This is a genomic window from Arthrobacter sp. NPDC080031 (assembly GCF_040702485.1).
Lineage (GTDB): Bacteria > Actinomycetota > Actinomycetes > Actinomycetales > Micrococcaceae > Arthrobacter.
In genome coordinates this window covers 171,528-183,777 of the sequence record NZ_JBFBLA010000008.1, presented here as the reverse complement: position 1 = coordinate 183,777, position 12,250 = coordinate 171,528, and the positions used below count along the sequence as shown (strand labels likewise).

The 12,250-nt window shown below is 62.4% G+C and carries 13 protein-coding genes; 7 read left to right on the top strand and 6 right to left on the bottom strand.

Translation table 11 applies throughout. The features are described from left to right. Nucleotides 1–1,771 precede the first annotated feature (1,771 nt). The 3 genes from AB0323_RS09025 to AB0323_RS09015 all read left to right on the top strand — a co-directional run bounded on the left by AB0323_RS09025 (nucleotide 1,772) and on the right by AB0323_RS09015 (nucleotide 5,640). Nucleotides 1,772–2,347 carry a hypothetical protein gene (locus AB0323_RS09025; RefSeq protein WP_366177015.1) on the top strand — a complete coding sequence of 192 codons (576 nt, stop codon included), beginning with the start codon at nucleotides 1,772–1,774 and terminating at the stop codon, nucleotides 2,345–2,347. Between the two features lie 822 nt (nucleotides 2,348–3,169). Further along, nucleotides 3,170–4,363 carry an FAD-dependent oxidoreductase gene (locus tag AB0323_RS09020; protein ID WP_366177022.1) on the top strand — a complete coding sequence of 398 codons (1,194 nt, stop codon included), beginning with the start codon at nucleotides 3,170–3,172 and terminating at the stop codon, nucleotides 4,361–4,363. A 443-nt stretch (nucleotides 4,364–4,806) separates the two neighbouring features. Then, entirely contained in the window at nucleotides 4,807–5,640 is an 834-nt protein-coding gene (locus AB0323_RS09015; protein ID WP_366177014.1) for a sulfurtransferase, read from the top strand. A 150-nt stretch (nucleotides 5,641–5,790) separates the two neighbouring features. Here AB0323_RS09015 and AB0323_RS09010 read toward each other — a convergent pair whose 3' ends face one another. Next, entirely contained in the window at nucleotides 5,791–6,054 is a 264-nt protein-coding gene (locus AB0323_RS09010; protein ID WP_366177013.1) for a hypothetical protein, read from the bottom strand. Nucleotides 6,055–6,071: 17 nt separating this feature from the next. Between AB0323_RS09010 and AB0323_RS09005 the strand changes: the two genes are divergently transcribed. Both AB0323_RS09005 and AB0323_RS09000 read left to right on the top strand, forming a co-directional pair. After that, nucleotides 6,072–6,362: an antibiotic biosynthesis monooxygenase gene (locus AB0323_RS09005; protein ID WP_366177012.1), complete on the top strand. Its 291-nt coding sequence runs from the start codon at nucleotides 6,072–6,074 to the stop codon at nucleotides 6,360–6,362. Nucleotides 6,363–6,419: 57 nt separating this feature from the next. After that, nucleotides 6,420–6,887, top strand: a complete 468-nt coding sequence (locus tag AB0323_RS09000) for a MepB family protein (RefSeq protein WP_366177011.1) — start codon at nucleotides 6,420–6,422, stop codon at nucleotides 6,885–6,887. 5 nt (nucleotides 6,888–6,892) lie between these two features. Here AB0323_RS09000 and AB0323_RS08995 read toward each other — a convergent pair whose 3' ends face one another. Together AB0323_RS08995 and AB0323_RS08990 are read right to left on the bottom strand one after the other, a co-directional pair. Continuing rightward, nucleotides 6,893–7,165, bottom strand: a complete 273-nt coding sequence (locus AB0323_RS08995) for a DNA gyrase subunit A (RefSeq protein ID WP_366177010.1) — start codon at nucleotides 7,163–7,165, stop codon at nucleotides 6,893–6,895. A 91-nt stretch (nucleotides 7,166–7,256) separates the two neighbouring features. Beyond that, on the bottom strand, nucleotides 7,257–8,009 hold the full coding sequence (locus AB0323_RS08990; RefSeq protein ID WP_366177009.1) for a GAF and ANTAR domain-containing protein: 753 nt from the start codon (nucleotides 8,007–8,009) through the stop codon (nucleotides 7,257–7,259). Nucleotides 8,010–8,131: 122 nt separating this feature from the next. On the opposite strand from AB0323_RS08990, the gene AB0323_RS08985 reads away from it, so the two are divergent. Then, nucleotides 8,132–8,497, top strand: a complete 366-nt coding sequence (locus AB0323_RS08985; protein ID WP_364538488.1) for a TfoX/Sxy family protein — start codon at nucleotides 8,132–8,134, stop codon at nucleotides 8,495–8,497. A 53-nt stretch (nucleotides 8,498–8,550) separates the two neighbouring features. Here the strand turns inward: AB0323_RS08985 and AB0323_RS08980 are convergent, their stop codons facing one another. Both AB0323_RS08980 and AB0323_RS08975 read right to left on the bottom strand, forming a co-directional pair. Beyond that, complete coding sequence (locus AB0323_RS08980) at nucleotides 8,551–9,537, bottom strand: NAD(P)-dependent oxidoreductase (RefSeq protein ID WP_366177008.1); 987 nt, start codon at nucleotides 9,535–9,537, stop codon at nucleotides 8,551–8,553. After that, entirely contained in the window at nucleotides 9,534–10,487 is a 954-nt protein-coding gene (locus AB0323_RS08975) for a helix-turn-helix transcriptional regulator (protein WP_366177007.1), read from the bottom strand. The genes AB0323_RS08980 and AB0323_RS08975 overlap by 4 nt, the downstream gene beginning before the upstream one ends. A gap of 193 nt (nucleotides 10,488–10,680) precedes the next feature. Here AB0323_RS08975 and AB0323_RS08970 point away from each other — a divergent pair, with 193 nt between their 5' ends. Further along, a complete protein-coding gene (locus AB0323_RS08970) occupies nucleotides 10,681–11,958 on the top strand; it encodes an MFS transporter (RefSeq protein WP_366177006.1) in 1,278 nt (425 codons plus the stop codon). A 12-nt stretch (nucleotides 11,959–11,970) separates the two neighbouring features. On the opposite strand, the gene AB0323_RS08965 is transcribed toward AB0323_RS08970, so the two are convergent. Further along, on the bottom strand, nucleotides 11,971–12,159 hold the full coding sequence (locus tag AB0323_RS08965) for a hypothetical protein (RefSeq protein WP_366177005.1): 189 nt from the start codon (nucleotides 12,157–12,159) through the stop codon (nucleotides 11,971–11,973). Between the last annotated feature and the right edge of the window lie 91 nt (nucleotides 12,160–12,250).

Sequence of the window (12,250 nt, the reverse complement as noted above, 5' to 3'; positions counted from 1 at the left end):
CGGAACTCCGCCCCATAAGCTGTGGGCATGGTCAACATCCTTCCACGAGCACAAGCTCGCTAGGTCAAGGAGTCAACAAAACCGGGGGCAGTCCCGTCCTTACCGTTAGGGACACAGCCGAGCAGCTGCGGGGTATGGAGCTGCCGGGCATACTGTTCTGTGCGCTGCTCTTGTTTGCAGGCGTGTTTTTGATCGTTCTCCACACGATGCTCGGGTAGACCGTCGAGGCGTCCGGTGAAGGATCCTTGGGTTCTTGCGGTGAATGTGCGCCCTACTCGGATGGAGGCTCGACGGGCCTACTTTTCGGCGAAACCTGCGAACGCTCCTGCCAAGATTCTGACCGCTGCCTACGCAGGGATCTCGTCAGAACGGTGATCATGCAGACCAGTGTGAGGCTCGCTACACCGAGTAAAATCCAGTCCCACGGTTCGGATCCTTGAAAGATCAATTTGTTCAGCCACTGTGCGATAAGACCGATGCCCATAAACGACAGCGCCCAGCGAGATTCCTTCTTATTCACTATGCCCCCTCGCGCGTGTTGTCTGCCTACGAAGTACAGTCACTCACAGGTGACCTGCAACTGGAAGATGTTCGGTACTTCTTGCGGGTGATTCTCTCCGCTCAGTAGCTTGCCAACGTTCGCTGAGGGATCCTTTGCGGGCAATAGAATGTCCGGTGAGCCGCCGGCTTACGGACAAGCGCCTCTAACCAATTCTTGGAACAGTTCGACCAGTCACAAGAACCCGGGATACGCACACCCGTCAAAAGACCTCGAGGGTGAACAGCCGAAAGAAGTGCGGCGAATTTATTCATGGGTCTCACTTCCGGCGGTCCCCTGCTGTAGGCTGCGGGCATGTCCGACTTAGAGGGGCAAAAGCGTCTCCAACCAAGAATGACGCGCAGCAGCTGGCGTCTTTCAATCTGGTCGTCGGGACTCGCCATCCTCAGCTTCACACCCCTGATGTTTAGCAAGATCAATGCCAGGACCGGTTGGGATGTAGCAGTACTAGCTATCCTTGCTTTGGTCGTTCTGGCCAATGCGGTCAGGATCCTATATCTACTCCGAGTCCGGCGCCGTTACACCTCATTCTGGGAAGAGGAAGAAGCTAGAAGAGCCGAGTGGGACCGCCGGGGAAGGGCACTGTAACTCGGCTCGGCGAGGTAGCCTTTTGAACTGCCCGAGTGCGAGAGCGTTCGTTCAAGGGTCCCTCACCGTGCACATAGCGGAAGCCCAGGGGCGGCGCTCCCTTCGGCCACGGATGGAACCGTTGATCAACTGTCACGAATCCGATCTGTCCCCGGGCAAAAGTACGTCAACTGCTGCCTTCCTTTAGATCAGCGAGCCCCACGTAGACTCAGCTTGAATGACATCGGCTTGGGGGACAAATGGTTTTCGGCAAGAAGCGAAAGTGCGGGATGTGCGAGGAGACTCTGGCGGCGCATGAAGGGGATGTCCGGTTCCGTCTCCCGGGCCCTGTACTTAACAGTCCTGAGCAGCATCGCGCTGAAGGCAGCTGGCTGAGCGACCCGGACCCGACTACGGCCACGCGTTAAGGGATCCTTTAGCGTGTATTGACTTGGTTGGTTTACGTTCACGCGGTGCTGATCCGTCGCGCGCAAACCTGAACGGGCAGACCCCCGCGGGACTGGCCACATTGATCGGCGGCTACGACGTGGCAAAGTACTTTGAGGATCTTTAGTGGGCGTCCCCCCGAGTAAGCATGGCCATAGTCGGGAAGTTTATGTTTGCACCCTACGGCGCCGGGGAACATTGCCCGACGGCGTCCGGCTGCACGCAGACCCACTGCCCGGGGCGGAGCCGCCGCGCTGGAAAAAGAGCCGGATTCGCCGTCGTCTGGTGGCGCTGGTGGTGTTATCGGGTGTCTTATTCGCGGGAGTAGTCGTCACGGCCGCGGTCGCCTTTTCCTGGGCCATGATTCCTATCTGGGGCAGTCATGTTCAGGTACCGGCCGCCGTCACCAGCCAGCATGGGTATTACAAGAGAGACATTTATGCCGTCGATGGCTACCACTGCATCATCGGCCTCCAGTATGTCCTCGACGACAGACCACGAACTGCTTCCTCCGATACGCACACGACGTGTGAACGTTCCCCGTCGTCGAGGTCGACGGTCACGATCAGCGTCTATCAAGCGAACACGATCGCCCCGATCATCAACGGCTATTACACCTTCCAGAGCTCTCTGCCAGGGAAGGTCGGTCTCCTCGGTCTCGGCGGCGTTTTCGGCTTTGGTTACCTTTTCGGCCTCGCCGCGGTGTCCTGTTGGCGCGCACGTCAGGTAGCGGTCAGCGGATACGCATGGCGGCGATTGACGGCGACCGTATAGAAAGTCGAGAGAGACAGATCCTGGACCACCGTGACTCTCGAAGCAGAGGAAACGGCCGCTGCCACACGCGTTTTCGATTCGATACAGCTTTAGTGCCCCCGGGCTCGAATCCCTCGATCCCCACGGCACGGTCAACCTGACAACGCTGAGTAACGGCGGCAGTACCGTTCTCCTTGGGACCCCGGGTTCCAGTAACGTCAAGATCGGCTACCTTTCCGTCCCCAACCCATTCGAGCTGCGGGTGCTTGGACTCTAGCGTTCCCAGTCAGGAATCGACATTGGGTAGCGTCATCATGCTGGGCCGCCGGTAGTAGGTTCGCGGGCCAAAGCGAGTTGGTCGGAGACCGCGTATCCGTGGTGCGGTGCGGCCGCTGCGCTCAACCAGACGGCACCTGTACTGGCTTGAACCGCACCGGACCACCGCATTCGGGGCCATCAGGATGCTCACCGGTCGGCTCTGTTTCTAGCGGCAGCACGCGCGCAACACGGACACCCGAAGAGTCCACCGCGTCCACAAAGACAGAGGTTACCCTGACCGGCGGCAGCAGGTAAGGCGCAGACTGCGGTACCAGCCATCTGCCCTCAGGGTTCCCGGTTACCGGGGCCGGAGTGCAGCCATCCCCGAAGCATGCCGAAACCGACGTTGGCTCGTGTGCAAACACCAACTCCACATCGCCTGTGTAGGCATGCCCGACCGAGGGGCAAATGGTGCTGACACCCCCACGGATAAACACAGCCAGGGCCAGGACAACGCCCAGCACCCCAAGCACGATCAGAAGTAGCCCCCGGAGCTTCATTCCGCGAGCCTAACCCGGAAGCCGGATCCAGACAGGCCAGCGACGCGGACTTACCTCTGACGTTGAGTGCTTGAATGAGGGGATGGTGGATCGAAGCGTACTGGTCTCCGGGGGCGGCATTGCTGGCTTGACCGCCGCGTACTGGCTGGCGAAGGCCGGGTGGTCGGTCACGATTGTGGAACGAGCGGCCGACACACGATCTAGTGGTAACCCTATCGACGTGCGCGGAGGAGCAGCCGCTATTGCACGGCAAATGGGCATCTGGTCGCGCCTGGAGGAGGCTGCCACCGGTGTCGAACGCCTGATCTTCGTCGATGCCGACGGGCGGCCGCAGGCCACTATCGGCACCCGCCAACGCACCGACCGCGACGGGGAGGTCGAGGTCGCACGCACTGACCTCGTCGGCCTGTTGCTTGAGAAGGCCCAAGAGACAAGCAGCATCATCCGGGACGACTCGATCACCGCCTTGCACCAGGACGGCGGCGGAATCGACGTCGAGTTTCAGCGGACCCCTTCCCGTCGCTTCGAGCTAGTTGTCGGGGCCGACGGACTCCACTCCACCGTTCGGCGCTTGGTATTCGGCCCCGAAGAACGTTTTTCCCGCCCATTCGGCATGTTCGTGGGCACCGTGCGCGCCCCTGCACCTATCCAGGATCTGCGCACCGTGCTGATGTACAACGAACCGGGAACCTCGTTGACCATCCACCCGGCGGGTGGGAAACCCGGGTTCGCATTCATCTTCCGGGGGCAGCACGACTTCGACTACCGCGACGCGGACGAAGGCAGACGCCTCGTCGAGTCCACCTACGCCGACGGCGGATGGCTCACCCCGCTCGCGCTCGAGGAATGGGGCGCGTCCGACGAAAGGTACTTCGACGCCGTCACCCGTCTGGACGTACCGCAGTGGGCTTTAGGCCGCGTGGTGCTACTCGGTGACGCGGCGAGTTGCATCTCGCTGTTCGGTGAAGGATCCAGCAGCGCGATCGTTGGAGCCAAGACCCTCGCCGACGCGATTGCCGCCCACCCGGATGACCACACTGCCGCTTTCGCCGGGTATGAACACAGGCACCGCAAACACATCCGCCCACTACAACGGGGCGCCGGCATCGCATCGCGTCTCCTCGTACCCAAGACCCGATCGGGCATCACAATCCGCAATGCCGTATTGAACGCGCTCCCTTTTCGCAACAAGGGACAAACCCCAGATTCGCGGCGATAAGTGGCGGACTTTTCGCAGCGCTAGATGTCACCCGGTGACCGTTAGCCGATCGGCTAACGAACACTTCGTCGTGCCGTCGGGCGCCCCTGTTCCTACGTATTCCGGCTGCGTAGAGTATCGCCAGAGGTTTGGGGGTCTCATGGACAGGAAACAAGAAATCCGCTTACAAGCCGCAATGATCGGCTCAGCTCCTGGCCTCGCGCTGTTACTCGCGGGGTGCGATGGAGCACCAATAGACGGCACCGCAGAAGAGCCGCCTAGAACGACCACACCAGCAACCCGCGCTACCGTAGCCTTCCATCCCGGCGACAGCATTGCGGTCGGATGCGATGCGGCCAGGTCCACGAGCCCGACCCCCAGTGGCGCGTCGCATCCTTTGCAGGATGTCCGTATAGTGGGACATTTTTGCTCAAACTATGGACACTTCATCTAGCCTGCACTGTATGGACGACAGCCGGATAACCGAAGAAGATCTTCCACCCTTTGTTGATGCCACGTGGCTGAAGGCGCACCGAAATAATGTTGTCACCGCTGATGTTCGCTGGTACCTCGACGGTGCGTCGGGCCGTGCATCGTACGACGGCGGGCATCTTCCAGATGCGGTGTTCGTGGACCTGGACGCATGTTTGTCGGGCAGTTCTGGACCACGCGGTCTGAACCCGCTTCCCGCCCCTGAAGTGTTCGCACATGGAATGTCATCCCTGGGAATCGGCGACGACACGACCGTCGTCGCCTACGACGACGCGGGGGGAGTCATCGCCGCGCGGCTCGTGTGGATGCTGCGTGCGCTCGGGCACAGGGCGGCATTGCTCGACGGCGGGCTCGCCGCATGGACGGGACCGCTGGAGACGACGCCCGTGAAGCCGACGCCAGCGACCTTCACGCCGTCTCCGTGGCCCGAGGCCCGTCTCGCCCAGCTTGAGGACATTATGGCAGGGGCTGCCGGGATCATCGTCGACGCCCGCAGTGCCGAACGCTTCGACGGAAGCCTCCAGCTGCCCACGGATCCCCAAGCCGGACACATCCCTGGCGCGGTGAACGTCCCCTGCCGTGGGAACCTCGCCCCCGATGGACGCCTGCGCCCGATCGCAGAGGTCCGACGAGCGTTTGCGAAGGTTGGGATCGAAGACGCTACTGCCGTCATCTCCTACTGTGGCTCAGGCGTCACAGCCTGCCACAACCTTCTCGCTCTCGAGCATGCAGGACTCGGTCAGGGCCGTCTCTACCCAGGCGGGTGGTCAGAGTACGGAGCCGAGCGCCGAGCCGAGCTCGGCTGACAACCGACCTACGATGCCCACTCGAGTCGAGGACCACGACCTCCACGACCTCCATCCTGAAGAGTGAAGACCGTCTCAGACTGGCCCGGTAGAGGATCCGCGCGCGAGACGCCTCGACACAACCGCCTAACCCATCTTGACCATGGTGAGTCACGCCGGCGAGAAAGCCTCGGGCATTTCGACGAGCCGCACCCGAAATGCTGATTCCAAGGCAGCGTTCGATGGGAGAAGGCTCTTGTGTCTTTCGTGGACTGACCATTCGAGCTGCTCTGCCCGCTCGTCGTCGTCTAGCGCGCCGGCATCGATTTCGGTTCGCACGTCTGCGATGATCTTGGCCGCCGATTCAAGGCCCAGCCAGACAAACGCGGACTGAGCCGCCTGAAGCAACTCTGTTGTTCGGCGTTCCAGGAGCACCGTGAGAAGCTGAGGGAATGATTCTGGAGCACGCAATCCTCCCCGTCCGTCCCGGCAGCGAGTCCGATTTCGAAGAGGCATTCCGGATGGCGCGACCTCTGATCAGCCGGCAGCAGGGCTTCCGGAGTCTTTCGATTTCACGCTCGATCGAGTCCCCAAACCTGTATCTTCTACTCGTCGAGTGGGATTCGCTTGAAGCCCATTCCGACGGTTTCCGTGGGTCCGCCGACTACGAGCGGTGGAAGGAGCTGCTGCACCATTTCTACGACCCATTCCCGGTGGTTGAGCACTTCACAACGGTGCGGTAGCCAGTCCGTCGCCCCGCATGTGGATACAGTTTGCCCGCATGTGGATACAGTTTGAGAGTGAATTTCCACGCGTTCCTGCGTTTCTTCGATCTCGCGCCTGCTTTTGCCGACGATCAGCACGTCATCGAGGTTGAAGAAGAACAGAACAGCGACTACGAATCCGGGGTCGCCCGCATCGGGAATGAGCAATGGCGAATCCGCACCGCCAGGATCACACCGACGAAACCCGGCGCCTTCGTTGCGGTCTGGAAGCGCGGCGAAGGCGGATCGACCCGGCCCTTCACGGCAGACGAGTCGATGTCTGGACTGCTCGTCTTCGTAGAGGCGCAGGAACGGTTCGGGGTCTTCCAATTCACCAAAACGCACCTGGCCTCGCTCGGATACGTCAGCTCCGACCTTCACCCCGGCAAGCGCGGTTTCCGCGTCTACCCCGCATGGTGCACCGACCTGAATCCTCAAGCGTCACGCACTCAGCGAGCGCAGGAGGCTGCGTTCGTCGAGCTTCCTCCAAGTAGCGCGTCGTAACCAATTCAGCGCCCATCGGGCAACCTTGATCTAAGTTCTTCCGCATAGGAAGCGATGGCCTGACGCTGGTCGCGGGTGAGTCTTCTGACCTGCAGGTCGAGGACTGCACGGCTGCCCAGCTCTCCGAGGCCCAACAGCTGACCCACCCGACGGATTGCTTCGTCCACGTCCTGTGAATCCTCAACCACCCGGAAGACCTCGCCCCGCCGATCCATCGCCTGCTCGAGAGCCTCGAGGATCACCAATTGTTCCCTTGTCTGCCGCTCATCCTCGTCCATGCCGCGATTCTTGCACGAATGGTGTGTCAACTGATCGGCATCGCTGGCCCCCACCTCGTGACTCGCCGCGCCCACGCGCATGCGCCCGGTCCTACTCGTCGAAGTGGGTTTCGATGCTGCTGCCGGAGAGCTGTTCGATCAGTTCGGCGGCTACGTCCCGTAGTTTGCGGTTGCGGTTGCTGGAGACCCTGGTCAGGATTTCCATCGCTTCTGCCTGCGAGCATCTGTTTTGCGCCATGATGACACCGCAGGCCACGTCAATGGCGGTCCTGCTTTGCATGGCTGACTCCAGGTCCTTCGCCCGATTGTGGGCGGAATCGATGCGCACAGACAGGTGGAGTATGTCACGTGCGGCAGCGGCAAAGCCCACGGCCTGATTGAAGACATCCTGGGTGAACACGCCTGGCTTGGAGGCGAAAAAGTTCAGTGCGGCACTGGCCTCGTCACTGATTTCCATGGGAATCCCCAAGGAGCTATGAACGCCCATCTCGGCGAATTTTTTGGTGAGGTCCGGCCAACGCGCATCGGTCGAACCGTCGTCGATAATCACCGGGGACATCTCCCGAAGTGCCTTGATGCAGGGGCCGTCACCGATAGCCTGCTCAAGCCGGTCAAGCTCCACGGCGCGTTCACTGCTGCCGGCTGCAGTAAGGGGCCGGCGCCTGACTTTGACGGTGACTGCGCATTCGATCTCGTCGCCGGAAGCTTCAGAAATCGAGGCCGCAGCCAGCTTGGAGAGCCCGGTAAGGAATTCCGATCCGTTCTCTGCACGCACCAGGACAGATTGAAGGTCCAAAATGCCTTGAACCTGGTCTGCAGGTTCGTTTTCCAGTGAACTCGACATTGGCCCATCCTACTGCCCTCGTTTGACAAGGTGAACGGTGCCCGGACGCTGGCAGCCAGCATCCCGCCGTCGTATGCTTCAGGCAGTCCAAGGCTTTCGATCCCCTACCCCGGAGCAGGCACATGCAGATACCCAAACCGTCCGACGCCGACAAAGACCGCTTCCGCGCGGTGGTGCCGGAGAACCCCGATGTGGTCGTCAAGCCGATGTTCGGCAACCTGGGTGCCTTCGTGAACGGGAACATGTTCGCCGGGCTGTTCGGCCCGATGATCGGCGTCAGGCTTTCCGACGCCGACAAAGCGGCGCTGGAGGCCGAGCACCAAACGCTTCCGTTCGGCCCGGAAGGCCGCGCGATGGGAGGCTACGTCGGCCTGCCCGAATCCTGGAGCGGAGACGACGAGCAAACGGCGGAATGGGTCGAGAAGGCCTTCGAATACGTCGCAACTCTTCCTCCGAAAGCCGCGAAGCCGCGTTCGTCGAAGAAGTAATGCTCACGTCCGGCGACCGTCAGGCGCATCCGGCACCGGCTACGAAAAAATGATCAACTCGCCAGGACGCTCAGCGGAGTCGCGACGCGGAGCTGCCCGCGTTCGATCAACCAGGTGATGGATTCCAGCACAGCTTCTTCGGGCTCGTACCGGGGAGCGTAGCCCAGCAGCGACTTGGCCTTCTCGATCGTGAAGCAATGGCTGCGGTAGAGGTGGCCCCAGCTCGACTCGGCGTACTCCGGTGTGGTCGATTCGCGGAAGTGCTCCCACGTGACCGTCTCCACCGTCGCGGACTGGCCGAACCAGCCAGCGGCGATGTCGGCGTATCCGCGGACGGTCAGCGCAGTCGGGGCGACGATATTGAAGTCCTCACCGGCTGCCGCGTCGCGGTTCTGGATCGCTTTCTCGAACGCTTGGGCGACGTCGTCCGCGTGCACGTGGTGCATCAGTTCGGAGCCGCTTCCGGGGACTTGCAGCGGCTGGCCGGCAGAGAGGGTGTGCCAGACGTCGGGGTCGAGGTTCCCGAGCGGACCGATCGGGTGCCAACCGGGCCCGACGATATGGCCAGGGTGCACGGACGTGGTGACCAGCCCGCCGTCGTCGGTCTCCTCTTTCAGCATCCGCGCGATCCGTTCCTTCTGGATGCCGTACTCGCCGAACGGGGCTGCCGCCGATCCGGAACCCTCGGCGATCGGCAGCTTGAGGCTCTGGCCGTACCGCCACACCGAGCCGCAGTGCAGCAGGTGCCCTGTCTCCCCGCGGAGCCGGTTGACGAGCAAGCTCGCCGATTCGAACGTGAAACAGACCAGATCGACGACGACGTCGGCCTGCAGTGCCGCGACCTTGTCACCGAACGTGCCGTCCCGGTCTTCTTGCTGCCGGTCGGCGATGACCTGGCGCACCTGCTGCCACTCGGGCGCCTCGCCATAGCTTTTGTGGGTGCCACGGCTGATGTTGATGACTTCATGACCGGCGCGCACCAGCCGGGGGACGAGGAAGGATCCGATGTGACCGCTGCCGCCGATGACGATGACCTTCATTGCTCTCCCGTGCTTCGTGATGATTTAGCTGTGAGTGTTTGGTTCGGGCTGAGTGTTTGGTTCTGGGCGGGATGAGCCGACGACGGCGGCGCGAGCCTTTGCGCGGCGAGCTGGTCGTTGGTGGCGGCCCAGCTGGCGAGGAGTGCGAACTTCTCCGCGGATTCGCTACCCTCCTCGACGCTATAGATTCCGATCCATAGCCCCTTCTCCCCCGGCATCTCAAATACGTCGTACGTAACGTCAACAACCCCCACCACCGGATGCTTGAACAGCTTCCGGCCGGTGCGGTGCTCGTGCACGTCTCGCTCAGCCCAGTTCGAACGGAACTCCGGGCTGCGGGTTGAGAGCTCCCCGATCAGGGCGGTCAGCTCGGCGTTTAGCGGATCGCGTCCTGCTTCCATGCGGAGCATTGCTGCTGTCATCTGCCTGGCCAGCGGCCAGTCCACGTAATAGTCCTTCGCCCGGGGATCCAGGAAGATAAAACTCGCGAGGTTGGGACTGTCGGATTCGAACTGCGGCGAGTACAGTGCCCGTCCCATGAGGTTCGAGGCGACGAGGTCATGTTGACGGTTCCACACCACGGCCGGAACGCTCATGCTGTCCAAAACCCGTTGCACCGATTCGCGCACTACCGGCTTCTTCTGCTTAGTCCGGGCGGCGCTTGGCGCCGAGGCGGTCCGGGCGAGTCCGTAAAGGTATTCCCGTTCGAGCTCGTTGAGTTGCAGGGCATTCGCGAGGGCGTTCAGTACATGCTCTGACACCCCGCGGAGGTTCCCCCGCTCAAGGCGGGTGTAGTAGTCGAGGCTAACCCCTGCAAGCATGGCCACTTCTGAGCGTCGGAGGCCGGGTACGCGGCGTTGCCCGCCGAAGGTCTGCAGATCGGTCTGGGACGGCGTGATGTTGGCGCGCCGGGACATCAGAAACGCCCGCACTTCATCTTTCGAACTCATACCTTCCACGGTAGGGGTTGGACCGGCAACAGTGGGAGGCCCTGCCAGGGCCCCTTTTGAGCCTGGGTGAGGGGTACCAAGGGGGCCTCTCAGTGTGCGGTTGGATACCAATACCGTGAATTCGACCCCTCCCCCACCCCCGGCACGCCTCAGGCGCTGCCTCCGGTGTTCCCCAGAAAGTGGTGCCTCAAGCATGTCATCAACGGATCTCAAAGCGGCCGGGTTGCAAAGCGCCGTGCGTTCACGCGGCGGACTTCCTCCGGTGGTGTTCGTTCTCACCGCCGGAACATTCCTGATGCAGACAACCGAGTTCTTCATCGCCGGTCTGCTGCCCGAACTCGCCAGCGACCTCCGGGTCAGTGTTCCGCACGCGGGCCTCCTCATCACCATCTTCGCCGTCGGGATGATCATCGGATCCCCGGCGATGATCATGTTGACCCTGCGCCTCCAGCGTCGGCTCACCCTGATGCTCTCGCTCCTGCTGTTCGCGGTCGGTCATGTCCTGGTCGCCGTCAGTCCGAGCTTCGAAGTCATCTTCGCGGCCCGTTTTGTCACAGCCTGTGCCACTGGCGCCTTCTGGTCCGTCGCCGTCGTGGTGGCGACCCGCGCGGCAGGCCCCGCGGCCGGATCGCGCGCGCTCGGCGTCGTCATGGGTGGAGGAAGCCTGGCGACAGTGGTTGGCGTCCCGCTCGGGGCGTTCGCGGGGCAGATCGCCGGCTGGCGGGCTCCTTTCTGGGCCTTGGCGATCCTCGCGGCCGCCGCCGCGGTGTTTATCGTCCGCTTCGTCCCGCATGAAGAGCCCGCCGGGGCGACGCCGTCCCTGCGTTCGGAGTTCGCGGCGCTCCGGTCCGGTCGATTGTGGCCGGCGTTGGCCTCCTGCGCCTTGATCATGGGAGGCGTCCTGGCAACGTACAGCTATATCGCGCCCTTGTTGACGGACCGTGCCGGCGTCCCGGCCGCGATGCTGCCGTGGGTGCTCTGCTGCTTCGGCGTCGGCGCGCTCCTCGGCAATTACACGGGAGGCAGGCTCGGAGACCGCCGGCCGTACGCCACGACGATTACAGCTGCCGTCGCGGCCACGGTTTTCCTGCTCGCATTGTGCGTGTTTTCGGAGCAGGCCCTGCCGGTCGTTATCCTGATCACCTTGGCAGGCTTTGCGGGGTTCGTGGTGAATCCCGTGGCGTTCGCGCTTGCAGTCAAGTTCGCGGGGAAGGCCCCGACGCTTGCGTCCGCGCTGACCACAGCCTCGTTCAACTTCGGCATTGCCGCCGGCTCATGGGCGGCAGGCATGGCCCTCAGCTCCCCGGCAGCGGAGACCGGACCACCGGCAGTCGGAGCGGCGATCGCAGCCCTGACTATCGTCTCGCTCGGGGTGCTGGCGGCCGGCCAGCGCCGAGCATCGCGAACGAGCGCGGATCCTGAGGAGGAGCCATCCGGGGAATCCCGGGAGTGCGTTGGCTCGTCGCTGTAAACTTGGAACCGTTCAGAATGTGGATGTGTGGACCTCGATGAGGCCGCTCGCTGCAATTTCCCGGAGTTTGTAGATCCCACGGACGACGGCGTCCTTGTCGTGGAAGGGGCCGGACACCGCGAGCTCCGTGCCGAACTCGTCAACCAGCCTGACCCTGCAGCTGCCTACGTTGTCAGTGAACACTTCAAAGTGTCCGGCCATCAGAGCGAACCTCCCCGATGGTGTGCGGAAAGACGTTGGGGCAGTCCGCGAACTCCGGGACCCGGGCTATGGCTGAGTGGTTGATGTTTTT

Excerpts from the sequence above, each read along its gene's own strand:
- AB0323_RS09015 (WP_366177014.1), top strand. The coding sequence starts at position 4,807 with ATGGACGACAGCCGGATAACCGAAGAAGATCTTCCACCCTTTGTTGAT.
- AB0323_RS09005 (WP_366177012.1), top strand. The coding sequence starts at position 6,072 with ATGATTCTGGAGCACGCAATCCTCCCCGTCCGTCCCGGCAGCGAGTCC.
- AB0323_RS08995 (WP_366177010.1), bottom strand. The coding sequence starts at position 7,165 with ATGGACGAGGATGAGCGGCAGACAAGGGAACAATTGGTGATCCTCGAG.
- AB0323_RS08990 (WP_366177009.1), bottom strand. The coding sequence starts at position 8,009 with ATGTCGAGTTCACTGGAAAACGAACCTGCAGACCAGGTTCAAGGCATT.
- AB0323_RS08985 (WP_364538488.1), top strand. The coding sequence starts at position 8,132 with ATGCAGATACCCAAACCGTCCGACGCCGACAAAGACCGCTTCCGCGCG.
- AB0323_RS08980 (WP_366177008.1), bottom strand. The coding sequence starts at position 9,537 with ATGAAGGTCATCGTCATCGGCGGCAGCGGTCACATCGGATCCTTCCTC.
- AB0323_RS08975 (WP_366177007.1), bottom strand. The coding sequence starts at position 10,487 with ATGAGTTCGAAAGATGAAGTGCGGGCGTTTCTGATGTCCCGGCGCGCC.
- AB0323_RS08970 (WP_366177006.1), top strand. The coding sequence starts at position 10,681 with ATGTCATCAACGGATCTCAAAGCGGCCGGGTTGCAAAGCGCCGTGCGT.
- AB0323_RS08965 (WP_366177005.1), bottom strand. The coding sequence starts at position 12,159 with ATGGCCGGACACTTTGAAGTGTTCACTGACAACGTAGGCAGCTGCAGG.